We start from the raw sequence: 23,315 nt of genomic DNA on the forward strand, positions 1-23,315 counted from the left end.
AATAAAAAACTACAGAAAAAATAAAATAAACAAATTTTAATTTGTAAGATTAATTATATATAATTGTGATAATTAACTATTTATATACCTAATTTTAAGATTATGGCGACCAATGCTGGAAAACTAGCGAGACTTACCATCGATGGTAAAGAGTACAATGTATTTGAAGCAAATTTCGAATCCATTAAACCGGTAGATCAATGGAACCGTGTAACGGCCTTTGCCACTAAAGCTGATGCCCGGTTTGTGATTGAAGGAAAAGACGACACCACTTCTATTTTCGAGAAATTTGCGAACAGCCGCAAGCGTTTTGATGCAAAATTAACTTTGTACAGTACGCATGGCGAAGGTAAACTGGTTGAAACATCGTACAAAGATTGTTCAATTACGTATTACTCTTCTGTTTACAATTCGGCAAATGAAGTACCCTACAAATTGGTGGTTGTTTTATCTCCAAAATCAACCGTTGAAGGAAATGCTGAGCTAACTTTTGATCAGAACACCTAAACCGTTCTGCTTCAGTATCGAAGCAATCCTAAGGGCAGCGCATCCCGCCAGCCCACAAAGAGCCTAAGGGTCGCTGCCCTTATTCATCCCACAACCGGACATCCCCTCCCTTTTCCGGAAATAATTCATCCCATTTTTAGTATTTACCGTTTTCGTACATCCATTCGAAAGCTATTCTGCTGCTTTTGAGTTTGTGTACGCTATAAAAAAATGCTTATGGCTATTACAGGATTTGCAGGATTTGCTGGGGCAGAGATTTTAAAGAAACTCCAACGTATGGGCTGTTGGGTGTATATCGACAATAAAAAAATATCCCCGGTTTTAAAAGTCAATATCAAACAATATATCGGCGAACACAACGAACTGGTGCTACATTTCAAACACGAAGTGATACAAGAAGTGGGTTTGTTTACCATCGATAACGCCCATCACTTGTTGGGGCGATTAACGGAGGTGTCCATTTTCGACATCAGCGACCCGTATAAAAACCCTTTGGAAAATAAATTCATCATTACCGAGGTAAAACTGGTAAACGATGGATTGGCCGAAGGGGTATTGGAATTAAAAGGTCTCTCGCCCACTATACTGCTCGATGGAGCGAAACACTTTGAGAGTTTCGCTTCGCAAAATTTGGCCACCATCATCAATACCTTATGTAAGCCGATGGAGGGCATGCGCACCTATTTCATCAATACGCTACGCAGCAATCCGGTTATCTGGTATAGCTCGCGCTACAACGAAAGCTCTTGGAATTACTTAAAACGTTTAGCCGATGCAACCGGCAATTGGATTTATTGCAACGGAAGAGGATTGGTGTTTGGCGCAGCCAAAAATGAAACGCCCGTTCCCCTGATTTACGGTAGCGATTGTACCAAAGTAAGCCTTTCGTTGTTAACCGTTCCGGTGCAATCGGCTGTTTTTGATTACAACACCAGCGAGAACCGAAAAGCGAAGCAAAGTGCCAAAGATTACAATGGAAATATTGGTTCTACAGCGCAACAAGCGTATACCCGCTCTAAAAAGTTGTATTCTTTTGAAAGCGCGGTTCCCATGCAAACCTTTCAATCCGATCAGGAATTGTTGATGGCAAAAGGCAAGGCCATGGCCACAGGCAAAGTAGCCGAGTCGTATGTAATGGAGGCCGAAACCAATAACTTTAGAATGGGCATTGGTGCCTTGGTTGATTTTGAATTTAAAAGACAAGGGGCAAGTTCCATTCATCCGCAAATGCGGATTGTATATTCGGAGCATGAGCTGCTGATTAACGGCTTGTACACCAATCGCTTCAAAGGCGTATCCTCGGGGGCAGAAAGTCCGCCAAAGCTGGAATTTGAGCAGCCGGTTACTTTCCCGATGCTGGCCACGGTGGTAGACAACAAAGACCCCTTGAATCAAGGCCGGGTAAAAGTAGAATTCATTGGTTGGGCGCACGATTTAAGTTACCGCATGGAGCGACAGGAAACAGACTGGATTCGGGTGTTGAGTCCGGATGCGGGAAGCAGTAATCTGGTGGGGAAAAACCGTGGCTTTGTGTTTATACCCGAGTTAAATGACCAAGTGATGGTTGATTTTGAAAACGGTAACCCCGATAGGCCTTTTGTAACGGGCTCGGCCTTTCATGGGCAAATTGCGGCCGGAGGTGCACAGAAGAACCACCTCAAAACGATCATCACGCGCAGCGGAGTTAAAATACAAATAGACGACGAGGAGAACGAAGGAAGCCTAACCATTACCGACCCCAGCGGGAATATGTATTTTATGGATGGAGCAGGAAATATTCAGGTGACTGCGCCGAAGAATATGACGTTTAAGGCTGGGGAGAATGTACTAATTGATGCCGGTAAAAATATCATCGCTTCTGCCCGGAGGAATGTGAATATTATGGCTGGAGAAGATATTACGGAAACAGCCAATGGCGATTACAATCTGACAGCAAGTAATATTACCGAAACTGCAGAAGCAGGAAGAAGCTCCAAAGCAAAGAGTATTACAGAAAACATGGAGTCTGGCTCTTATGTCAGTACAAAAGATGCCATCAATGTGGAAAGCGCAACGGACGTCCTTATCAATAGTGGTAAACAGGTAAAAATGCAATAGTATGGCAGGTGAAGGCGGAAATATCGTACGGAATGTTTTTGGAAAGTCTTACAAAGAAGCTGAAAGCATCATGAAAGATGCTTCGAATGGTCCACTGGATTTTAAATCTCCACACGAAAATACATTTTATGGAAAAAAGGGAGGTAAGAAATTTGATGAATACCAGGCAAAAAAAGACAATACATTACTGGTGACAAAGGTTGAAGGGCCTTTAGATGATAATGGTAAAAAGGTAGACAAACCCAAAGAAGGACTAAAATATTGGTTCAAGGCAACTTTTAATAGATCAGCTTCGAAAAGTGAGTATAAAAGGCTTCAATGGCAGAAAAAAATAAATGGAATATCTATTCCCCTCTTTTTTGATTATTCTTCACTCAAAGGAAATACATCAACTATTCAGGTAAAGATTCCTTGTCACAATATGCGAGTATATGCTTATTTCAAAAGTCCTACGGATCAAATGTGTGTTGAAGTAAAATTATGTAAATGTACTTGTTGTGGAGAACATATTGTGACCATAAAAGATACTAAAAATATAAAAAGTTACAAAGGAGAGTTCCCTTCTCCATTCCAAATAATGAATCATACCCCATCCAAAAATGAACCTTTAAAGCATCTAGTTTACGTTGCCGATTCAACAATTAGAGATTGGATTAGAAATGCGGCAAAATACCATGGTATTCCCCATGAAATGATTGCTATTATAATTCAGCAAGAAAATGCTCCTAAAGCATCGAAATGGAAACAATTCCTTCAATTTGGAGAGAGAACATTAACCACCACTGCATCAGAACTTGACAGAACCCTGTGGGATATGGTACCTGATAAGATAGCTGATGGATCTGCAGGTTTTATGAATATGCGCCGCCCTACACTAAAAGATACAATTAATTACACGAAGAATACATATTGTAAAGAATTAATGCCGAAAGACATCGCAAATAGAATAGGTTATATATATGATAGTAATGTAGATGTCGGAGTACAAGGATTAGATTGGAGAGCGGATCTTTATTATGGTGCTGCACACATCCGCCAACTAATTGATAGGGTTGTTGGACAATGTGCAAAAGGAATGATAACATTAGATCAAATAGAAAAAGTTTTTGCGAGTTATAATGGCTCTGGTCCCATAGCTAAAAAGTATGGAAAGGATGCTATAGATTTATTAAAAAAAGCTTTAAATGGACAAGAAACCTTGTATTTCTATGAAAAATAAAAATTGGCTATTAATTATTATAGTACTTATTGTCATTGTTATGTTTTTAAAAAATTTGGTGATTAATTTTTGGTACTTAAATACAGATGAAAACTATTTTATTCCAAAGGAGAGCTCAATACGAACATTTGAAGCAACTCAAATGAATGAAGGTTCGGGAGATTGGTGGTTATATGGTGAAGATAAAGATTATTACTATGGGTTAAATATTGAAACTGTAACACCAAGATATTACATATTAAAAAAAGGTCGTGAAACTAAAAATTTTGATAAGCTTAATTATAATAAATGGGGCATTAAATAGAATATTTGAAATTAATACGCAAAAATATTTTATGGGAATGAATCATGAATAAAACACTAAAGTGGCTATAAAGTATCGCTATAATTTGTACCTAATTTATTTTGGGATTAAACTATTAGCGATTTCTTGGTTGAGTTATTTTTCAAATCACCCTAGAATTGAAAGTGAAGAAGACGAAGAGTTAATTGAAAAAATTAAAAAAGAATACCATGTATAAGAAGTAGAACGTACACCAGCTTTTGAAAGAAAACTGAAGAAAGATACAGTAACCTATACTTTGTGCCTGTACAGTAAAGATTTTTGTGAAATAAAAGAAGATTTAATATATGGAAAATCAAAAGATATAGCAAGGGATCCTAAACCAAATATTTCGCATGTTACCAAACATAGTCATTTAGATGCAGATTTAATTTTTACAGATAAAATGCGTAATGGAAAATCTGCATCAGATATGATTTACGAATCAATTAAAAGTAGAATAAAATGAAAGAACTAACTTTTTTGTTATTCATTTTCTTGTTGATCTTTTCATACAATAAGAAAGATACGAAAAGCGAAATAAAATTTAATAACATTACTCAACTTCAGAATAAAGAAGTTTCAATAGAAATAGAAACAAAAGAAAATTTCTATGCCATAAATAAAAATTTATCATTTGGCTTTGAGTGTATTAAGAATGAAAATGATTTTAATGTCTCTAAAGAAGATCTTGATAAAATAATAATAATAAATGACATTATTAAACTTAATCAAGAAAGAAAAAGCACATATAACTTCTCTACTGACGAAAGCATTCTAGAAAAAATAAGGGAAAACAATTGTTTATACTGCAGATTTACTAGACCTGATTTTCTATTTACTAAATCATATAAATCTAAAGTATTCAAAATAAATGCCAATTGATTATTGTGGACTAAATAAAGCAATATGGAATCCGGATGATGCATATCTAGATGTAAAAGCAGGTACTTGGCCAGTTGATGTGTCATCTACTTATGAAAAGTTTCTACCTAAATAATACGATGAAAATAAAAACTCTTCTAACATTCATTCTTATAGGCTCCGTCTTAATAAGCTGCAACGGCAGCAGTGACTTGGGTGGATATAGGGAAAACTATAGTTTGGAAAATGGTTCTGCTATTATTGATACTATAGGCTTTAAAGATTTTGTAAAAGAAATTCCTCAGTAATTTAACAAGGATGAGCATCATTAAAAAATCTGAGAAGATTATCGGGGATATTATTTCTGAACAGTAATGAAAAAATACATAATAATAGGAATTGTTGGCATTGTAGGTTTAGGGCGTGTATATGACAAGGGGGGTATGATATACAAAAAAGTAAATCCTATGAAAAACAAATAAGTGTAACTACCTGATTACTAACAGTAATTCTTACTATCTACTTATGAAAGAAAATAGAGTAAAACCTTTTCAGAAATATACATTAGGATTCCATCAATATCAGGTAGAAAACACACTTGAGATATCGTTTGAAGGAACAGAAGAATTTCATTCATCTTTTAACGTTACGCTTCAGGAAAAGATAAATGAAGATCAAACAAAAAATTGGTTGATAAACAAAGTAGAAACTTCTGCTTTTTCATCTGAAAATAAATTTATGGAGATACTGCATGTGTTGGAGCAAAATTCTTATCCACTAGAAGTAAAGGTGGATGAAAGAGGAATTTTCTTAAGGGCTGTAAACCACCAAAAAAATATCGAAAACTGGAAACGTAAAACCGCTAACCTTCAATATGAATACCAAAATATTGCTGTTTTCAGAAACCAGTATTTATTGGCTCTTGAAGATGAAACCAATTTTTATGCAAATAAACGAAAAGAACCTTTATGGAATCTACTTTTATTTGCTCCATCCTATTTAAACAACGGAGATAAAACCCAAGAATCAATCGTATGGAACATCAAAGGAATAGGCGATGTAGTATGTACAGGCATTATCCATGCTGAACAAAAAGCCTATGGTTTTGAAGCCCTTTTTGTGTCAACCATACAAGTTCCTGAGGAACTAGCGATTGCATTAAAGAATAAATACCCTTATCAGCTAGATCAATATCAGCTGGAATTAACGATAAAAATGGAGTACAACTCCAAAGAAAAACACTATTCATCCAAGGAAGCCAATTTCCTATTGTCAAACGAAGCAAAAACAGCATACCATGAAAGGATTACGATGACTTAACCTTAAATACATGATATGGCGAACAAAGGATACCTCATTATAGAAGGAGCAAAAGCGTACTGTAGTAGATCTGCAACAAACAATTCCAAAGAAACTGCCGTTCCGATGGAAGTGAAAAGTCAGAAGGAAAAATTGAGCAAAAACAAATATTTTGCGCAAGAAAAACCCATAGCTACACATCTTGATAATAAAGCAGAAAGCTTTGGTGGCGGAAACGGCTTTGGGAATTGCATAGGAGCTGATGGAAAAACATATCCCTGCAAAGCCAAATGCAAAATCAAGTTCAAAGATTACTATGAAAATGTAGCCTTAAATAAAAGCATGAAAATCCTGCTGGATGTGAGTACCGGCAGTTGCCCTGGATATAAAGCTCCTGGTACAATTGCTTTTGCAACAACCGGGCAGGTTAAGAATGTTTCGCAGATAGATGTCAAAAATGCCGACGAATTTTCTATCGCCAATACTTCGCCGCAGTGGCCCTCGTCATCTGCTTCTGCTGTTAAAACAGCTGTAAATTCCGTTTCGATGACATTACCATTCGTGGCGGAAAAACCTTCGGGTTCGTATTACTATATTCAATCATCCAAAAGTTTATACAACCCCTGGCTAAATCTTAGGGAAGTGGATAATCTTTCACTTATTGCCCAATTCAAAGGCGACGTGAGCAAAATAATATGGGCGCTGTTTAAAGGCGATGGTGTCAAAGATAAAATCAAAACGTTCATCGATTTAGGCGGTATGTTCAATCAATCAATGTCCTCTCTATTTGAAGGTTTGGACGAAGGTAAATACCGAATAGAAGCCTATGGAGTGGAGCCCGGAGATGAAAAATGCACTGTTCACATAGAAGTAGTAAAAGATTATGTTAAAGAAATTATATCCCCCGGAGATTCTACTTTGGTCAATGTTCCTTTTCCTATAAGCATAACGCCGAAACTCAGCAGCATTACCGACCGAATGAGAATTTTAAATCATGCAGCCTTTCAGCCTGTTTTAAATGCGGTTCACTGGAGAATAAAACAAGAAAAAGCGGTGTTGTATAACAGCTTTACGGAGACAGCGGCAGCGCATCTTGTTGAGGTAAACAAACAAGGCGCAAAAGTAGTGCTAACGTTTAAGAACGCTGGGAAGTATACTGTTGAGGCTTTTACAGATCCTTCGGATTCAAAACCCGAATCAATAACGCTTAAAATAGAAAGTACATTAAGTGTGTTAGGTGTTCAAGGTGAACCAAGTTTACTTAGGTTTAGTGATGTATTAAACGTTCGCGCTTCTAAATTTAATGTAAACTATCTTCCTGCCCAAAACCCTGTATATTGGTATCTAAAAAAAGAAGGAAAAGGGCGATTAACCTTGTTTGAAGGATCAGACGTATTTAAAACGGTCGCCATCAATAAAATAGTGGCAAATATGCTCTATGATGATGCCTCTTTACCCAGCACTGCTTATTTTGGCTCTTATATTCTGGAAGGGTATGCCAAACCATTGGGCCTCCTCAAAGAACCCAAATTTACGGGTGCTGACTGTTTCCGATTTGAGGTAATACGAAATGTAATAGATCAGTTTAACCTCCCGCTAACACGGGTACCCAAAGGAACCACTCTAAAATATACGACTTTAGCAAGAATTACCCCACTGCTGGGCAATGAAGCAATAAAAATAGACGTTCCGGATAAGGTAACGCATCACCAAGATGGAACCCTTACCTTTAATGCGCTGGGTGAATATACCCTTTCAGCCTACTTAATCGGTGATCATACCGAGCCGAAGAAAATTGAAGCAAAAGTAAATGTTCTGGCGTCTGTAGTAAAACGCGCCCTTTGGGCTTATAAAACAGGAATTAAACGTGCTGAAACCGGATATGAAGAGGAAACGTATGGATTTTTAGAGATAGATGGATTGCAAAACCAAGCTTTGAAAGTAAAAATATGGGTAAAAGGAAAGGATAGTGATTTCTATAAAGAGAAAGATAAGTACCTGTTAGAGGAGAAAAATGTTACGCTAAACAGCGAAGGGAAAACTTCCTTTCGTATTACAACCAACGACGATTATAAGAAAAAAATACTGGCAGCGATCCCAAAAACTACAGACAACCCCAATCCGCAATACAGTTTGATTTTTACCATTGAACCGCAGCCAAATTCATCCCCTGATATTGTTCTTCCAGTAGATATGCCGATTGAAGGGACGCGTAGTATAAAGGTTGACGAAAAAACGACCTACCTGGAAGTGTTAGATGCCAATGAAGAACTGGTGATTACTACCGAGCAGAAAATAGTCTCCATCATGTTTTCAACGGAAGATGGCAAAGACATTCTGCGTACACCGGCTTTCTACGGAAAAACCTACAAAATTTGGGTGCATACCGTGAATATGACCGAGGAACTGTTGAAAGTTGACGTGCTGAAAGAAATTCCTAAAGAAGGGATGAATGAGGCTGAACACATTATCTATACCCATGAAAGCAAGCAAAGCTATAACGAAGAAAAAGCAGAAAAAGACGGTTTGCTGGAACTTTCCTTCACTGTAAATGAAGAATGGAATAAGCCAGCGAAAAATTTTGATTATTACGTGGCGCAGGTTTCTCGTCAAGTGCAGGATGCTGCCGACCCCAACAAGAAAGTATGGAAAATAGAAAAAAGCCAGCTTACCATCAACGAAACGCTCCCCACCGAACTGGTTAGAACGGAGGACATGGAAAAATTGGGCATCAAAGCGCATAAAAAAGATGGAGCTCCCTTTACAAAAGATGAAATGCAGGAATTACGAAAACGATTCATTTTCTACGAAAGTGGCTGCCTAAAGGTTTCGCAAAATGTAGCACCCGAAGCCATAGAAAATGATGTGATGCCTGTGATGGTGGAGATTGCGGAGGTTAGAAAGGAAAAGACTTGTTATTGTAACCGTGGTTTTACGGAAGAGGAAATGGAAGATCTTATAAAAACGATGACCGGGGGAAATAAAATATGGCAAGGAATGCAGGAATCATGTGATATTACTGATAAAACGATAAAAAGTTTAACTGCCGAGCTAAACGCCATGTTTTCACAATACGGTATGAATCGCTGCATGCAAAAAATATCTTTTTTAGCAAACGTTGCGGAAGAAACTGGTTTTTTTGCTCAAAGTAAGGAAGAAAAAAGTAAATTTCTATCCAGTCAAAGCAAATACAAAGGAAGAGGAATATTACAAATAACAGGATCGGACGATGGGACAGGTTATTATAACGATGGCAAACTCTACAAACAATATGGAAAAAGCCGTTTTAATGATGAAAATAAATTTATTGGTGAAAGCAATGCTGATTTAATTTCGTCTAATCTTAAATATGCTGTAGATGTTGGTGGATGGGTATTTAATGTTAAAAAAGTCCCAACTTGGATTCCTGACCCAATCAAAAAGTATAGCCAAGAAGTGTTAGATGCGTACGCATGGAAAAGAGAGTATTTTAAGAAGGGTTTAGGAAAGAGTCTTAATGAATTAGGATTATCGATGGAAGAAGAGGAGGAAAAATATTTTTTCTTACAAGGAAAAATATTGAATGGATACACCCCCAAACACAGGTTAGAGAAGAACCCCAATGGATGGGAAAACCGAAAGAAAGCACTCGTAAAACTAAAAACTTGGTTTAAATACGATAAAAGCGTTTGTGATGGGGATCGTGTTTTACTAAATCTAGATGGAAGGGCACCATGGATGCCGTATGCCTTTCCTGAAATTGGTCAAAAAGCAATTGCTGGAAAACGAAACAATCCTCGAATTAATGATTATTTCAATGCTTCCTCAAATGGAGCAGGACTAGATGAAAATATAAACTGGTGTGGTGCCTTTGCAAGTTGGGTTTTTGCTCAAGCTGGATATTCACCTCCCCCCTTATCTTGTAGAGCAGCAATGTGGCAATTTTGGAAGCAAATACCAACGCCTATTTATGGTGCTGCGGCCGTCATTGATTGGGGCATGAATCAGCCTATCAAGCCTTATGGTAAGGAAGATAAAATAGGGGGAGATGGACACATAACCTTCGTAATTGGAAAAAGCCAGGACGATGAATATTATTATTGCTTAGGTGGTAATCAGGGAGGGGCAGAAGGCGCTAGAACTGTAAGAATTTCTAAATACTCAAAATCAGATATTGATTGGTTTGTTATTCCACCAAATTACACTCCAACAGAAGATGAATATAATTTGAAAACCATGAATAGTGAAGCTGACGTTGACTCTCAATCAAACACTAGAAGTAATTAAATCTAAAATACCATGAAAAATGTTTTGTTTTTAGGAATCATTTTATTGTTCCACAAATCTAATGCTCAAACTTCAAGTAAAATGACAAGCCATACACAAGAATCTTATTTCCATATACTTAAGTCACAATTATCTACTGGAGTAAGTGGAGAAAAATATGAGACTGATTATCCTGTATATACCTTTTCTATAGCAGATATGGCAGCAACGGAATCCATAATAGCAAATGAACTAGCTAATCATGGATATATAAAGCCTAGCGAAGATGAATTTGGTAATAGAATTAAAAATATTTTTCATAGAGTTATCAATCAACAATCAAACAGAAAATACTTGATGATATGTTTTGATATTAAATGTTCCGTTGGATTTAACTTATTCAAAAATTCTAACGCAATAGATGCTGATCCATATAGCATTTATATATTTAAAAAAGGAGCATTTATTTCTGATTTCTTTAGTCTTCCAGAAATTTTAGACTATACTAAATATCCAGAATTGGTAAAGCTTGAAGATTCCATTAAAATAAACAATAGGACAGACAGTATGAAAATTTATTATTGGAATGACATCTCCGATTTAAATCAACAACGCAAACATAACATCCAAACCATAGTTGCCCGCAATATGTATCTGTTTAATGATAACAAGGCCCAATACAAATGGCTTATTCTCCATGATGAGTATTTTATGGGAAGGCTCGTAAAAACGTTTGGCTACACCCAGGATTTAGACTTACTAAAATGGGCAATAGAAAGGACAAAATTTAATAAAAAAAATCCTCAAGACTATGGCAAATTGTTTTGGACGAAACAATGCGACGGTACTTTAAAAATCCACTCCAATACCTTTAAAATACTACAAAAAATCTATTTACCAAATGATCCATCTGAAAACAGATTTATTTTAGATAATATAAAAGAATATATAGAATATTTTGCCGATTTCAATAATAAAACTACCGATATATCTAGGGAGGAGAAAATAAAAATATTAGCTAACGTAGCGTACTTCGCGGAACAATACAAGTATAAAAAAGAATACAATGACTATAATAAAATAATGGGTAGATTACGATATTTTTTGTCTGGAAAAGATATAGAAATTTTGAAAAAAAATAATTATTTCGGCCTTCCAAATTTTAAAGAATGGTGGGATAATGCGGATTATGATGAATATTATGTTACGGAATGTGAATATCTTGGAGCTTGTGGAAGAGATTATCAACCAATGAATATTACTGAATGGCGAAAGCTACATCCTAAGGAAAATTAAAAACCGCTACTAAATTTGGGATTGATTTTATCATAAACTAACTGATCATTGTCATGGATGGGAAAACCGAAAGAAAGCACTCGTAAAACTAAAAACTTGGTTTAAATACGATAAGAGCGTTTGTGATGGGGATAATGTTTTACTAGATCTTGATGGAAGAGCGCCTTGGTTGAAAGTTGCTTGGAGGGAATATGAAAAATATAAAGGTTTGCGAGAAATTGACAGCCCTTTAAAAGAAAAAGTACATGAATATTTTAAAGTTTCTTCAACAGGGCCTACAAAAATAAATAAAAAACCATGGAATTATAAAGATGCTTGGTGTGGTGCGTTTCTAGCATGGTGTTTTGAACAAACTCTAGATTTTAAAAAAACAAATGAATACCATAGTGCTGCTGCCTTTGGATGGACGGCCAGTATATGGAGTAATGGTGAAAACTGTGAGGCTTTTGTAGGTGCTTTAATCGTATTTGATTATTCACATGTAGCGATAATTGTGGGCGAGAATTTAAATGGAACAAAATTCATATATCTTGATGGAAATCAAGGCAATGGAGATATAACACCAGGAAATCAAAAAATAATACTAGGTTCTATTCCAAAAAGAGACCCCAAAATTATCGCTATCACGAAACCTAAAAAATATGTAATCACTGAAAACGATAAAATTTTTCCAAAATACGATGTTAATGCAGAAAATTCAAGAGAAAGTTCAAGATAAGAAATACTAGATTATATGAAAACAACAACAATACTCTCACTATTCACTCTATTCGCAATTATTGTAAAAGGTCAAGAACAAATGAATATAAAAGATAAAATTGATACTTCAATGAATAATGCAATTATTGAAAAGGCTTTAAAAAAACAATTAAAACAAGGATCAACTTTTAACATTGATGAACCAGGAGCAGGGCTTAGTAAGATGCCATTCCAATTGGATGAATTAGAAGCAACGGTAGAAATAGCCAATGAAGTTCTAAAGTCAAATGGATTTAATAAATTGAGCAATGAAGATTTTAATCAAAGAATCAAAAATATTTTTGGAAGAATAATTGATAACAAATCCCATACCAACGTACTGTACATCAACTTACTTGAAAAATGTAATAGAAAACTCTTAAACTATAAAAATAATCTTCTTGATTATGAAGGAACTTATATCGTGAAAGATAGAAATTTTATTACCGATTTTTATTATATACCTGAACTTATTGATTATCAAAGGAAATATCCATCGTTAAATAATCTTGAAAACGCGACAATAACTAGAAAATCTGGTTATGATGATCTAGATGTTGAAATACCTCATTGGAAAGATAATCTTGATTTAAAAGAAATTCGCAAACTTAACATCCAAACCATCGTTGCGCGCAACATGTACTTATTCAATGATAACAAAGCTCAGTATAAATGGCTTATTCTCCATGATGAAAATTTTATGGTAAATTTAGTACAAACGTTTGGCTACACCCAAGATTTAGACTTATTAAAATGGGTAATAGAAAGAACAGAATTTGATGAAAATCGTCAGAGAGACTATGGCAAATTGTTTTGGACGAAACAATGCAATGGTACTTTAAAAATACACTCCAATACTTTTAAAGTTTTACAACAATTAATTAAGCCAAATGATTATACCTCAAAAAACACATTTATATTAAACTATTTAAAAGAATATTTAGCGTATTTGGCAGATGAAACCACATCTAAAAATGAAAAACTAACCAGAGTAGAGAAATTAAAAATTTTAGCCAACATTGCCTATTTTGCTGAGCAATATAAATATGATAAAAGATTCTTAAATGGCCTTGGAGACCAATCAATGATGATTGGCCGCTTACGCTCATTTATGAGTGAAGATGATAAGGATATACTAGCGAAAAACAATTATTTCAATTTACCAAAATTCAAAGAATGGTGGGATAATGCAGATTATGATCTATATGTTGTAGGTGGAGAATATGAAGGTGCATGGGGAACGGGTTTTCAGCCTTTAAGTGAGAAAGAATGGCGAGAACAAAAAGCTAAGGAAAATTAAGTCAGAATTTATCCCCTTTTTCTTAGCCCATTGCAAAGAAATTCTACCCATGAACTGCCCAGCGATTTAAGCAATATACGGTTTCATTTCCTCATCAATATCCTTACGGAGATCCATTAATTTTATGGCATAACTTTGCATGGCTATTTCCTTTTCAGTTTTAGGTGCAAATTTCGGAATCGCTTGAGGTTCACCTGAATCATTTACCGCGACAAAAACAATTATACAATGCGTATTCTTCACAAAATCGGCTTGCCCAATTGGTTTCGAATAGGCATCAACCGCAATGTGCATGCTGGTTTTACCAGTATAAATAATGCGGGCCTCCATTTTTACCAAATGGCCAATGTGCACCGGGTGATAAAAGCGAATTCCGCCCACATAAACGGTTACACAATACGACTCACACCATTGCAGGGCACATGCAAAGCCTGCTTGATCAATCCATTTCATCATCATGCCTCCATGCACTTTCCCACCATAATTGACGTCTGAGGGTTCACTTAAAAACTGTAATTCGATGTGATTCTTTTTAGGGTCCATGTATATTTTTTTACGCTATCTACTATATCAATCTTTTTAGATACTATTTTTACTCTAGAAATAAGGTATCGTCATCGTCGGTTAAACTTAGCTGAATGCTATCGCTACCGGCAATACCTTCAATTGAACCACGAATGTGTGTGGCATTTAACAACACTTTTTCCAATTGTTTTTCACGGGCTTTCCATAAGCGTTCCATGGCATCGCGTTCGCGTTGAATGGATAATTTCATGCTCATAAAGCCTTCACGAATGGCTTTCCATTGCTCAGAAAATTCTACTCCGGTCAGGTAATCATAAAGCATATGCATTTTATCACCTTTATTTTCTTGCGATTTCACCGCATTCGCTAAACGCAAAATACCATCGCGAAGAACGTATGCCACGGCGTTAACTTCTTCAAAAGAACAAATCCAAACGCCTTCACGTTGCCCAAAACTGGTCATCCCTTTAGGATAACATTGACTCACAATTACAGCCACATCCACGCCCATGCTGCGCATGTCTTTTTTCAATTTCTCTATCCAATCGCCACCAAAATCTTTGGTACGCTTGCTTTCGTAAATAATTTTACCGCATTCTTGGCCAAACTGATTGCGCACCACTTGCACACAATCTGCTCCACGTACCCCCTTCCCAACTTCTTCAATTAAATCAAAAGGGAAATTACTACGCAATAATTCTTCTAAAATAAGTTCTTGTACTTCGCCTTGCAGTTGCATGCTTCCTTGCTCTGCTTTGCGTTTCATCTCGGCAGCCAATTTTTTCTGATCTTCCAATTGCTTTTCCAACTCGCGCAAACGCAACTGATGTTCGGTTTCTTTAATGCTATTTTTTTCCGCTTCCTGTTTACGAACTTGTTCCACCAATTCATTGCGTTGCTCTTGCATCTTGCGTTGAAATGCCAACTCCATTTCCTCCTCTTTCAACTTTAAACCGGCCTCTCTTTTTAAAAACTCCACCTCCTTCTCTCGCGCCAATTTAAGTTTCTCCTCGTTTTCTTTCGCGGAACCTTCCAGCATTTGCAATTTGGTTTCAAAATCAGAAGCAATACTTTTGCGTAAGTTACTTTCTAAATCCTCGCGAAGCTTATTTTTTTCTTCTACCAGTTTCGCCTCAAAAGTTTTCAACTGTTGTTGTTTGTCATTTTCAAGCGCAGCCGACTTACGCTGAAATTCTTCATCCTTTTGCTTGGTAAAAGCCACCATTTTCTCGCGTAACTCTTTCTTATAATCTTCAGCCATTGCTTCTTCCATTGGAAAAACATGAGCACAATTGGGGCATTTTATTTCGGTTGGCATCTATTCTAATTTTAAAAGGATTTTTTACGCTAATTACGCATTGCTATTGCAAGCAATACATCCGTAAACACAAATATATTAAGGTTTTTTAGCATTTTGCCATAAAACTGTTAACACAAAAATCACTGCTATTTATAAAACCTTCGAGCGAATTTCGTGTCCTTGCGTTAAAATTTTACCCACCGGACATTTAGAAGCAATCAATTCAAGTTTCTCTTTTTGTTCGGCAGTAAGATCGCCAACACATACAATTTCTTCTACAAAAACCAACTCTGTATTTTCTGTTTCGGTGTTTACGGTTACTTCAATTTTGTCTACACTCCATTCTTTTCGATCGATATACATGCGTAATGTGATGGCTACACAAGAAGCCAACGAAGCCATTAACAAGCCCTTAGGCGCATACCCTTTATTGGTTCCGCCCATTTCTATCGGTTCATCTACAATAACTTCATGCGTGCCATTTGTTACCGTACAGGCATAATGCTCTTGATTTATGGTTGCTTTTACCATCTTTTGTTTTTTGTTTAAGTAAATAAATTTTCAGTATATGTGAAATTTTCGGGCGTTTTAACACGCTTTCCGCTGTATCTTTTTGGTGAATTCTCTTTTTTAAAAGCATTCAATTTCAACCAAAAAGGATGCCGCTTCAATCGTTAACGCGCACAGAAATTAAACGTTGCAATAAAAATCATTATCGGTAAAATAATATCAAACCGTATTTTTCTTTATTTTTATAGCTAAATCGTAATTAAATGTCTTTCATTCTATCCAAGATACTTCTTTTTATTCTGAAACCCATCCTTTGGATTGGTATCGCAATAATTTTTTCACTTGCAGCAAAAAATAATCTAAAAAGAAAAAATTTACTCTGGCTTGCGTTCATTTTATTCCTACTCTTTTCAAATGCATTCATTTGTTCGGTCGTTTACCGAGCCTACGAGGCACAAGAATTTCCTACAAAACAATACGATGTAGGCATTCTTTTAGGCGGATTTTCTAAAACCGACCCGCAAGATAGATTTGCATTTAGCGAGCGAGGCGACAGACTTGCTCAAACCATTCGATTGTATAAGACAGGCGTCATTAAGAAAATATTGGTAAGCGGAGGAAGCGGAAAATTAATGGGAAAAGAACCTATAGAAGCCGATTTAACGGTTCATTATCTACAACAAATTGGCATCCCAGATTCAGCTATCCTACGTGAAAACAAAAGTAGAAATACCATCGAAAATGCCAAATTCAGCTATGCTCTACTCGAAAAAACCAATCCAAAACCATCGGTTTTAATCATTACCAGCGCGTGGCATATCCCGCGTAGCAAAGTGATATTTAACACCATCTTTAAAAAGGAACTCAGCTATTATCCAACCGATTTTATAGGCATATACAAATACAGCCTGACCGATTTCTTTTTACCAGACCCAAGCGCATTGGTACGTTGGGAATATATATTAAAAGAATGGGTAGGCCTATTGGTCGATCGTATTCGCGTTAAGATATAGGCCAAAAAAATGACTAGCCTTCAATCGCTTTCCAAAGCATATCTTTTAATTCTAAGATATTCTTTTCAGCAACCGACGAAATGAAAATTGACGGTATAGCAGGCAGTTCTTTTTTCATTTCAGCCATTAACTCATCATCTAGCATATCCGATTTTGTTATGGCCAAAACGTGTGGTTTTTGCATCAATTCGGGGTTAAAAGAAAGCAACTCTTTCTTAAGAATTTCGTATTCCTCCTTAATGCTTCTGCTCGTATCGGCCGGAACCATGAATAACAATACTGAATTACGTTCGATGTGACGCAAAAAGCGATATCCTAAACCTTTTCCTTTCGATGCTCCTTCAATAATCCCAGGAATATCGGCCATTACAAAGGATTTATTATTTCGGTAACTAACAATTCCTAAATTCGGAACAATGGTCGTAAAAGGATAATCGGCAATTTCGGGTTTCGCTGCCGACACAACCGAAAGTAAAGTCGATTTTCCGGCATTTGGAAATCCTACCAAACCCACATCGGCCAATACTTTGAGTTCTAAAATGTTCCAAACTTCTTTTCCAGCTTCGCCGGGTTGCGCAAAACGTGGAGTTTGTTGCGTTGGACTTTTAAAATGTGCATTACCTAAGCCACCACGACCACCAGCTGTTAAAATTTTTGTTTCACCATCTTGGGTAATCTCAAACAATACCTCTCCGGTTTCTGCATCTTTAGCAATGGTGCCTAGTGGAACTTCTAAAATTTCATCTTTTCCTTGACGGCCCGATTTATGCGAACTTCCACCCGCCAAACCATCTTCAGCAATAATGTGTTTACGGTATTTCAGGTGCAATAAAGTCCAAATATTCGTACTTCCTTTCACAATAATGTGTCCACCACGACCACCGTCACCACCATCAGGTCCTCCCATCGATGTTAAAACATCGCGGTGTAAATGTGCAGAACCAGCCCCACCCTTTCCGGAGCGGCAACAAATTTTTACATAATCTACGAAATTGGATCCTTGTGACATACTGCTTAAATGTATCCGAATGCTGTTATTCTCGGATGGTTTATAATGTTAAAGAGTTATAACGTTTACAACATTATAACTCTTTTCTAATTTACGAATCAAAATTCAATTACGGTTCAAAAAACCGGCAACTGATTTTTTAATTCTTATTTTAACTGGTCGATAACTGCACAAAGATTGCCATAAATGGTTTCAATCTCGCCAATACCGTTTACCTTGTTTAATTTATTTTGCTCTTCGTAGTACGGTAAAACGTGGATGGTTTTATCGAAATATTCAGAAATACGTTTTTTTAATTTCTCTGCATCATCATCCGGACGACCGCTAATTTTATGACGTTCAGCAATACGCTTAGTCAATTCTTCTTGATCTACATCTAAAGCAATAACACCCGCAATTTTGCTTCCTTTACGCTCTAAAAATAAATCAAGCTCTTTCGCTTGCGGTACTGTACGTGGAAAACCATCAAACACAAAACCTTTTGCATCAGGATTTTTATCAACCTCTTCCTCCAACATCGCAATTGTAATGGCATCCGGAACTAATTCTCCGTCGGCTAACAATTGACTTACCTTTTTTCCTAATTCTGTTTCACCTTTTACGTGAGCTCTAAAAAGATCGCCTGTTGAAACATGCACTAACTGATATTTTGCAATCAGCTTTTCAGATTGGGTGCCTTTACCCGCACCTGGAGGGCCAAAAAGAACTAAATTAAGCATTAACGTGGTTTAGGGGTATCGTTAAAATTAAAAAGCCTTGTCGCCATGGGGCAACAAGGCTTCTTCCAAATTGTGCACTCGTAGGGATTCGAACCCCAAACCTTCTCATCCGTAGTGAGATGCTCTATCCAGTTGAGCTACGAATGCATTACCGTATCGTTTAACGGTGTGCAAAAGTATAAACGATTTTGCACTTCTGCAAGTTATTTCTCAAAAAAATTGAAATATTTTTGAGTCTTTTTCTTCTTACGCGCTCAACGAATCGTTAATTGCTTTAAAGTCAGGCAAATCAGTTGCAACCTCTAAAACCTCTGCATAAATAATTTTTCCTTCCTCGTCAACCACAAAGGCCGCTCTTTTAGAAACACCCTTTAAATTGAATACGAAATCTTCGTAAAAAGCACCGTATGCTTTCGAAACCTCCTTGTTAAAATCAGATAATAACGGGAATTGATAATTTTGAGCCTCTTTAAATTTAGCTAAAGAAAAAGGAGAATCTACAGAAATACCCAAAACCTGTGCATTAATTCCTTCGTAAAAACTGAAATTATCGCGCATGGTACACAGTTGCTCTGTACAAGTTCCTGTAAATGCCATTGGGAAAAAATGAATAATAACTTTTTGACCTTTAAATGCTGACAAAGAAACTTCGGTTAATTCTGAGCTGTATAATGTGAAATCTGGAGCAATATCTCCTACTTGTAATGCCATTCTATTTATTTTAAATTTTGATTGTACTAGTGAAAACAAATATAGCTTTCCTCTTTTATTTGGTGGTAATTTTCTGAAATTTTCTTACGGCTGATGCAATTTTGTTTGCGCATCCAGCAGAGCGATTCCTTCTTCAAAACTGTGCGGTTGATAATTTAAATCGCGCATAGCTTTATCCAATACAAAGCCCGTACGTCCCGGCCTCTTGGCTGTTTGGTTTAGCGTAGACGAACTAATTTCAGACATTTGAGCTGTATCCAAGCCCCAATAAATCGCTACGCGTCTTACAATATCGGCAATGCTCATAAAATCTTTTCCTGATATATGATAAATACCTTTGGCTTCTTTTTCCACGGCGAGCAAACAGGCCTCGGCCAAATCTTCGGCCAAGGTAGGCATACGCCATTGATCGTTCACGACTTGTATAGGTTGTTGTTTCTCCAAAGCTGCTTTCGCCCAAAGCACAATATTGCTCCGACTCATATCGCTGGTAATGCCATACACCAAAATGGTTCTAATAATGGCCCAATTTGCTTTCGAATGCTTCACAATATCTTCTGCCAAGACCTTCGATTCGCCGTAGTAGCTTAGCGGATTAACAGCGTCCTCTTCTTGGTAGGCCCGGCTGCTCCATCAAACACAAAGTCGGTACTTAAATGAATAAGTTGAATGTTCATTTCTTCGCAAAGCGATACCAAGGTTTGAACAGCATCCACGTTTAATTGTAAACAACGTTCTTTGTTCGCTTCGCAGGTATCTACATTGGTCATAGCCGCCGTATGGATAATCGCATCGGGCTTATATTTTTTCAATACAAGCTTTACTTGCTCAGGATTTAAAATATCCATTTCTTCATATATATAGCCATCCTTATTGGGATATCGGTTTAATCCTCTAGAGGTTGCAATCAGCTTGCATCGACCTTCGGCCAAAATTTTCTCCGTTATTTTTTGCCCTAAAAGGCCATTACTGCCGGTGGTTAAAATGGTTTTCATTGGCCATAAATCTACTAAAAGAAATTTTATAAATTATGGACGCGCTTTTATGCAGTCCATACTGCCATACAACATATAAATTCTACTCAAGCGTTTCGCTAATTAATTTTTTAAGCTTCCTTTTATTTTAATCAATTTTAAATTTCAAGAGCAAATTAATTCAATCCCAAACTTCGGAGAAGCTTTTCATAATTAAATTACCACTATTCGCTTTTAACAAAATTTAATAGCCAGAAATTTGATTTACCAATTTTCACGGCTATATTGGCATGCATCATCCCAAGGTATTTCTCAAATTCGAAAAACAAATACAACTAAGGATGAAACAAAAAAAGTTACAAACTAAACCTATCTACTTTCTACTGTTTATTTTATTTGCTACCACCAGCAAGCTATGTGCACAGCAACAAGACTCGGTGCCAAGTGTAGAAAAATCAATTTTTAATATTCAGATTGGACTAGTAGGCTCTTGGGTAAATTATGAGGGTCGACTTAGCAACCCATTCACTATAAGAACCGAAATTGGTTTAACAGGAGCAGCTTGGGAAACTCCCCGTTACGGCGATCAATTCTATTCAATAGCACCGAATGTGACAGTCGAGCCACGTTTTTATTATAATTTAGGTAGACGATTAAAAAAAGGAAAGAATATTAAAAACAACACTGGAAATTTCTTCTCTTTAAAAACCTCCTACTCCCCAAACGTATTCTATATATCTAGTTTCTAGAATGAAGAATCGGCAGGCGGAATATCCATTATCCCACTTGGGGAATTAGACGGCAATTTGACAAACATTTTAATTATGAAATAGGAACAGGCTTGAATTATTCAACAACATTCGAAAAAAATGATAATTACCAAGAACCCTTCTTATTAAAGCTAAACTTTCATTTGCGCATTGGCTATACGTTTTAACCATTTCCCTTCAATTCAACTAAAATTGAGCGGGTATTTTCACCAAATTTCTATCTAAAAACTTCTTATTAAAAAATATGTAACAATATCTTTAAAAATAACTTTTTTAATCATAACTTTGCCAACCGAATTGAAGCCCTTTATAACTGCTTTAATTCATTGATTGTAATAATTTTACTCACAACAGATATGCCTAACTTAGGAAAAATAGCACAAATTATCGGCCCAGTGGTTGACGTTAGCTTTGCTGATGATGCCCATCTACCTAAAATTTTTGATGCATTAGAGATCAAAAAAGAAAACGGACAGAAAATTGTATTAGAAGTTCAACAGCACTTAGGTGAAGACCGTGTACGTGCTATTGCGATGGATTCAACAGATGGTTTAGTACGTGGAATGCAAGTAGTTGATACTGGTTCTGCAATTAAAATGCCAATTGGCGATCAAATTAAAGGTCGTTTATTTAACGTAGTAGGTGAAGCTATTGACGGTATCAACACCTTAGATAATAGTACTGGTAACCCAATTCACGCAACTCCACCTAAGTTCGAAGATTTATCTACCGAAACGGAAGTACTTTTCACAGGTATCAAAGTAATCGATTTATTAGAGCCTTATGCAAAAGGTGGTAAAATTGGATTGTTTGGTGGTGCTGGTGTAGGTAAAACCGTATTAATTATGGAATTGGTAAACAACATTGCGAAAGCATATGCTGGTTTATCAGTATTTGCTGGAGTTGGTGAGCGTACACGTGAGGGTAACGACTTATTACGTGAGTTTATTGAGTCAGGCGTAATTAACTATGGCGAAGACTTCTTACATTCGATGGAAAAAGGCGGATGGGATTTGAACGCTGTTGATACAGAAAAATTAAAAGAATCAAAAGCAACTTTGGTATTCGGTCAAATGAACGAGCCTCCTGGTGCACGTGCACGTGTAGCATTATCAGGATTAACAGTTGCTGAATATTTCCGTGATGGTGATGGAGAAGGCGCTGGAAAAGATATCCTTTTCTTCGTTGATAACATCTTCCGTTTTACGCAAGCAGGTTCTGAGGTTTCGGCTTTATTAGGTCGTATGCCATCGGCGGTAGGTTACCAACCAACCTTAGCAACGGAAATGGGTTTAATGCAAGAGCGTATTACATCAACAAAACGTGGCTCAATTACTTCAGTACAAGCGGTATATGTACCTGCGGATGATTTAACGGATCCGGCTCCGGCTACAACGTTTGCCCACTTAGATGCTACAACCGTATTATCGCGTAAAATTTCTGAGCTTGGTATTTACCCTGCGGTAGATCCATTAGACTCTACTTCACGTATCTTATCTCCTGCTGTATTAGGTGATGAGCACTACAACACGGCTCAACGTGTGAAAGAAATTCTACAACGTTATAAAGAGTTACAAGATATCATCGCCATCTTAGGTATGGACGAATTATCTGAAGAAGATAAATTAACTGTACACAGAGCGCGTCGTGTGCAACGTTTCTTATCACAACCGTTCCACGTTGCTGAGCAATTTACAGGCTTAAAAGGTGTGTTGGTTGACATTAAAGAAACCATCAAAGGATTTAACATGATCATGGATGGTGAAGTTGACGAATATCCTGAAGCTGCATTTAACTTAGTTGGTAGCATCGAAGATGCCATTGAAAAAGGTAAAAAATTATTGGCTGAAGCAAACTAGAATTGAGACATTAGGCGTGGGATGTGAGACGAGATGAC

The 23,315-nt window shown here is 36.7% G+C and carries 22 protein-coding genes and 1 tRNA gene; 14 read left to right on the forward strand and 9 right to left on the reverse strand.

Features of this window, described 5'->3' with window-relative positions:
* The first annotated feature begins 102 nt into the window (after positions 1 to 102).
* The 11 genes from tssD (at position 103) to ACJVDK_RS09165 (ending at position 13,887) form a co-directional block, all read left to right on the forward strand.
* Positions 103 to 507 (forward strand): type VI secretion system tube protein TssD, encoded by a 405-nt coding sequence (tssD, locus tag ACJVDK_RS09115; protein WP_443937016.1) that lies wholly within the window; start codon positions 103 to 105, stop codon positions 505 to 507.
* 216 nt (positions 508 to 723) lie between these two features.
* The gene (locus tag ACJVDK_RS09120) at positions 724 to 2,604 is read left to right on the forward strand and encodes a phage baseplate assembly protein V (RefSeq protein ID WP_443939965.1); all 1,881 of its coding nucleotides are present in this window, start codon (positions 724 to 726) and stop codon (positions 2,602 to 2,604) included.
* Position 2,605: 1 nt separating this feature from the next.
* A complete protein-coding gene (locus ACJVDK_RS09125; RefSeq protein WP_443939966.1) occupies positions 2,606 to 3,823 on the forward strand; it encodes a hypothetical protein in 1,218 nt (405 codons plus the stop codon).
* Positions 3,789 to 4,127 (forward strand): hypothetical protein, encoded by a 339-nt coding sequence (locus ACJVDK_RS09130; RefSeq protein WP_443939967.1) that lies wholly within the window; start codon positions 3,789 to 3,791, stop codon positions 4,125 to 4,127. Before ACJVDK_RS09125 ends, ACJVDK_RS09130 begins: the two co-directional genes overlap by 35 nt.
* A 483-nt stretch (positions 4,128 to 4,610) precedes the next feature.
* On the forward strand, positions 4,611 to 5,030 hold the full coding sequence (locus ACJVDK_RS09135; RefSeq protein ID WP_443939968.1) for a hypothetical protein: 420 nt from the start codon (positions 4,611 to 4,613) through the stop codon (positions 5,028 to 5,030).
* Positions 5,031 to 5,149: 119 nt separating this feature from the next.
* The gene (locus ACJVDK_RS09140) at positions 5,150 to 5,317 is read left to right on the forward strand and encodes a hypothetical protein (protein ID WP_443939969.1); all 168 of its coding nucleotides are present in this window, start codon (positions 5,150 to 5,152) and stop codon (positions 5,315 to 5,317) included.
* Positions 5,318 to 5,534: 217 nt separating this feature from the next.
* A complete protein-coding gene (locus tag ACJVDK_RS09145; protein WP_443939970.1) occupies positions 5,535 to 6,329 on the forward strand; it encodes a hypothetical protein in 795 nt (264 codons plus the stop codon).
* 15 nt (positions 6,330 to 6,344) lie between these two features.
* Positions 6,345 to 10,574, forward strand: a complete 4,230-nt coding sequence (locus ACJVDK_RS09150) for a PAAR-like protein (RefSeq protein ID WP_443939971.1) — start codon at positions 6,345 to 6,347, stop codon at positions 10,572 to 10,574.
* A gap of 12 nt (positions 10,575 to 10,586) precedes the next feature.
* Positions 10,587 to 11,849: a hypothetical protein gene (locus tag ACJVDK_RS09155; RefSeq protein WP_443939972.1), complete on the forward strand. Its 1,263-nt coding sequence runs from the start codon at positions 10,587 to 10,589 to the stop codon at positions 11,847 to 11,849.
* 169 nt (positions 11,850 to 12,018) lie between these two features.
* Positions 12,019 to 12,567: a hypothetical protein gene (locus ACJVDK_RS09160; RefSeq protein WP_443939973.1), complete on the forward strand. Its 549-nt coding sequence runs from the start codon at positions 12,019 to 12,021 to the stop codon at positions 12,565 to 12,567.
* A gap of 15 nt (positions 12,568 to 12,582) precedes the next feature.
* On the forward strand, positions 12,583 to 13,887 hold the full coding sequence (locus tag ACJVDK_RS09165) for a hypothetical protein (RefSeq protein ID WP_443939974.1): 1,305 nt from the start codon (positions 12,583 to 12,585) through the stop codon (positions 13,885 to 13,887).
* A gap of 66 nt (positions 13,888 to 13,953) precedes the next feature.
* On the opposite strand, the gene ACJVDK_RS09170 is transcribed toward ACJVDK_RS09165, so the two are convergent.
* The 3 genes from ACJVDK_RS09170 to ACJVDK_RS09180 all read right to left on the reverse strand — a co-directional run bounded on the left by ACJVDK_RS09170 (position 13,954) and on the right by ACJVDK_RS09180 (position 16,243).
* Positions 13,954 to 14,430: an acyl-CoA thioesterase gene (locus ACJVDK_RS09170; RefSeq protein ID WP_443939975.1), complete on the reverse strand. Its 477-nt coding sequence runs from the start codon at positions 14,428 to 14,430 to the stop codon at positions 13,954 to 13,956.
* A gap of 49 nt (positions 14,431 to 14,479) precedes the next feature.
* Positions 14,480 to 15,730, reverse strand: a complete 1,251-nt coding sequence (locus ACJVDK_RS09175; RefSeq protein WP_443939976.1) for a DUF2130 domain-containing protein — start codon at positions 15,728 to 15,730, stop codon at positions 14,480 to 14,482.
* Positions 15,731 to 15,862: 132 nt separating this feature from the next.
* A complete protein-coding gene (locus tag ACJVDK_RS09180; protein WP_443939977.1) occupies positions 15,863 to 16,243 on the reverse strand; it encodes an OsmC family protein in 381 nt (126 codons plus the stop codon).
* A 242-nt stretch (positions 16,244 to 16,485) separates the two neighbouring features.
* On the opposite strand from ACJVDK_RS09180, the gene ACJVDK_RS09185 reads away from it, so the two are divergent.
* Positions 16,486 to 17,235 carry a YdcF family protein gene (locus tag ACJVDK_RS09185; RefSeq protein WP_443939978.1) on the forward strand — a complete coding sequence of 250 codons (750 nt, stop codon included), beginning with the start codon at positions 16,486 to 16,488 and terminating at the stop codon, positions 17,233 to 17,235.
* 13 nt (positions 17,236 to 17,248) lie between these two features.
* On the opposite strand, the gene obgE is transcribed toward ACJVDK_RS09185, so the two are convergent.
* The 6 genes from obgE to ACJVDK_RS09215 form a co-directional block, all read right to left on the reverse strand.
* Positions 17,249 to 18,244 carry a GTPase ObgE gene (gene obgE / locus ACJVDK_RS09190; protein ID WP_443939979.1) on the reverse strand — a complete coding sequence of 332 codons (996 nt, stop codon included), beginning with the start codon at positions 18,242 to 18,244 and terminating at the stop codon, positions 17,249 to 17,251.
* 146 nt (positions 18,245 to 18,390) lie between these two features.
* Positions 18,391 to 18,963, reverse strand: coding sequence for an adenylate kinase (locus ACJVDK_RS09195; protein ID WP_443939980.1), 573 nt, complete (start codon positions 18,961 to 18,963; stop codon positions 18,391 to 18,393).
* A 73-nt stretch (positions 18,964 to 19,036) separates the two neighbouring features.
* Positions 19,037 to 19,110: transfer RNA gene (locus ACJVDK_RS09200), tRNA-Arg, on the reverse strand.
* A 99-nt stretch (positions 19,111 to 19,209) separates the two neighbouring features.
* Positions 19,210 to 19,674, reverse strand: a complete 465-nt coding sequence (locus ACJVDK_RS09205) for a redoxin domain-containing protein (protein WP_443939981.1) — start codon at positions 19,672 to 19,674, stop codon at positions 19,210 to 19,212.
* 84 nt (positions 19,675 to 19,758) lie between these two features.
* Positions 19,759 to 20,238, reverse strand: a complete 480-nt coding sequence (locus ACJVDK_RS09210) for an SDR family oxidoreductase (RefSeq protein ID WP_443939982.1) — start codon at positions 20,236 to 20,238, stop codon at positions 19,759 to 19,761.
* Positions 20,239 to 20,261: 23 nt separating this feature from the next.
* Positions 20,262 to 20,669, reverse strand: a complete 408-nt coding sequence (locus ACJVDK_RS09215) for an SDR family oxidoreductase (RefSeq protein WP_443939983.1) — start codon at positions 20,667 to 20,669, stop codon at positions 20,262 to 20,264.
* Between the two features lie 320 nt (positions 20,670 to 20,989).
* Between ACJVDK_RS09215 and ACJVDK_RS09220 the strand changes: the two genes are divergently transcribed.
* Positions 20,990 to 21,397, forward strand: coding sequence for a hypothetical protein (locus tag ACJVDK_RS09220; RefSeq protein WP_443939984.1), 408 nt, complete (start codon positions 20,990 to 20,992; stop codon positions 21,395 to 21,397).
* Positions 21,398 to 21,774: 377 nt separating this feature from the next.
* Complete coding sequence (atpD, locus tag ACJVDK_RS09225) at positions 21,775 to 23,277, forward strand: F0F1 ATP synthase subunit beta (RefSeq protein WP_443940041.1); 1,503 nt, start codon at positions 21,775 to 21,777, stop codon at positions 23,275 to 23,277.
* The last annotated feature ends 38 nt before the right edge of the window (positions 23,278 to 23,315 follow it).

The organism is Pedobacter paludisoli (assembly GCF_052344095.1).
Classification (GTDB): domain Bacteria; phylum Bacteroidota; class Bacteroidia; order Sphingobacteriales; family Sphingobacteriaceae; genus Pedobacter.

Bases quoted from the DNA above. Each gene is read 5' to 3' on its own strand.
- ACJVDK_RS09150 (WP_443939971.1), top strand. From the start codon at position 6,345: ATGGCGAACAAAGGATACCTCATTATAGAAGGAGCAAAAGCGTACTGT.
- ACJVDK_RS09185 (WP_443939978.1), top strand. From the start codon at position 16,486: ATGTCTTTCATTCTATCCAAGATACTTCTTTTTATTCTGAAACCCATC.
- ACJVDK_RS09130 (WP_443939967.1), top strand. From the start codon at position 3,789: ATGGACAAGAAACCTTGTATTTCTATGAAAAATAAAAATTGGCTATTA.
- obgE (WP_443939979.1), bottom strand. From the start codon at position 18,244: ATGTCACAAGGATCCAATTTCGTAGATTATGTAAAAATTTGTTGCCGC.
- ACJVDK_RS09145 (WP_443939970.1), top strand. From the start codon at position 5,535: ATGAAAGAAAATAGAGTAAAACCTTTTCAGAAATATACATTAGGATTC.
- ACJVDK_RS09125 (WP_443939966.1), top strand. From the start codon at position 2,606: ATGGCAGGTGAAGGCGGAAATATCGTACGGAATGTTTTTGGAAAGTCT.
- ACJVDK_RS09175 (WP_443939976.1), bottom strand. From the start codon at position 15,730: ATGCCAACCGAAATAAAATGCCCCAATTGTGCTCATGTTTTTCCAATG.
- tssD (WP_443937016.1), top strand. From the start codon at position 103: ATGGCGACCAATGCTGGAAAACTAGCGAGACTTACCATCGATGGTAAA.
- atpD (WP_443940041.1), top strand. From the start codon at position 21,775: ATGCCTAACTTAGGAAAAATAGCACAAATTATCGGCCCAGTGGTTGAC.
- ACJVDK_RS09195 (WP_443939980.1), bottom strand. From the start codon at position 18,963: ATGCTTAATTTAGTTCTTTTTGGCCCTCCAGGTGCGGGTAAAGGCACC.
- ACJVDK_RS09205 (WP_443939981.1), bottom strand. From the start codon at position 19,674: ATGGCATTACAAGTAGGAGATATTGCTCCAGATTTCACATTATACAGC.
- ACJVDK_RS09165 (WP_443939974.1), top strand. From the start codon at position 12,583: ATGAAAACAACAACAATACTCTCACTATTCACTCTATTCGCAATTATT.
- ACJVDK_RS09135 (WP_443939968.1), top strand. From the start codon at position 4,611: ATGAAAGAACTAACTTTTTTGTTATTCATTTTCTTGTTGATCTTTTCA.
- ACJVDK_RS09170 (WP_443939975.1), bottom strand. From the start codon at position 14,430: ATGGACCCTAAAAAGAATCACATCGAATTACAGTTTTTAAGTGAACCC.
- ACJVDK_RS09120 (WP_443939965.1), top strand. From the start codon at position 724: ATGGCTATTACAGGATTTGCAGGATTTGCTGGGGCAGAGATTTTAAAG.
- ACJVDK_RS09180 (WP_443939977.1), bottom strand. From the start codon at position 16,243: ATGGTAAAAGCAACCATAAATCAAGAGCATTATGCCTGTACGGTAACA.
- ACJVDK_RS09215 (WP_443939983.1), bottom strand. From the start codon at position 20,669: ATGAAAACCATTTTAACCACCGGCAGTAATGGCCTTTTAGGGCAAAAA.
- ACJVDK_RS09220 (WP_443939984.1), top strand. From the start codon at position 20,990: ATGAAACAAAAAAAGTTACAAACTAAACCTATCTACTTTCTACTGTTT.
- ACJVDK_RS09155 (WP_443939972.1), top strand. From the start codon at position 10,587: ATGAAAAATGTTTTGTTTTTAGGAATCATTTTATTGTTCCACAAATCT.
- ACJVDK_RS09140 (WP_443939969.1), top strand. From the start codon at position 5,150: ATGAAAATAAAAACTCTTCTAACATTCATTCTTATAGGCTCCGTCTTA.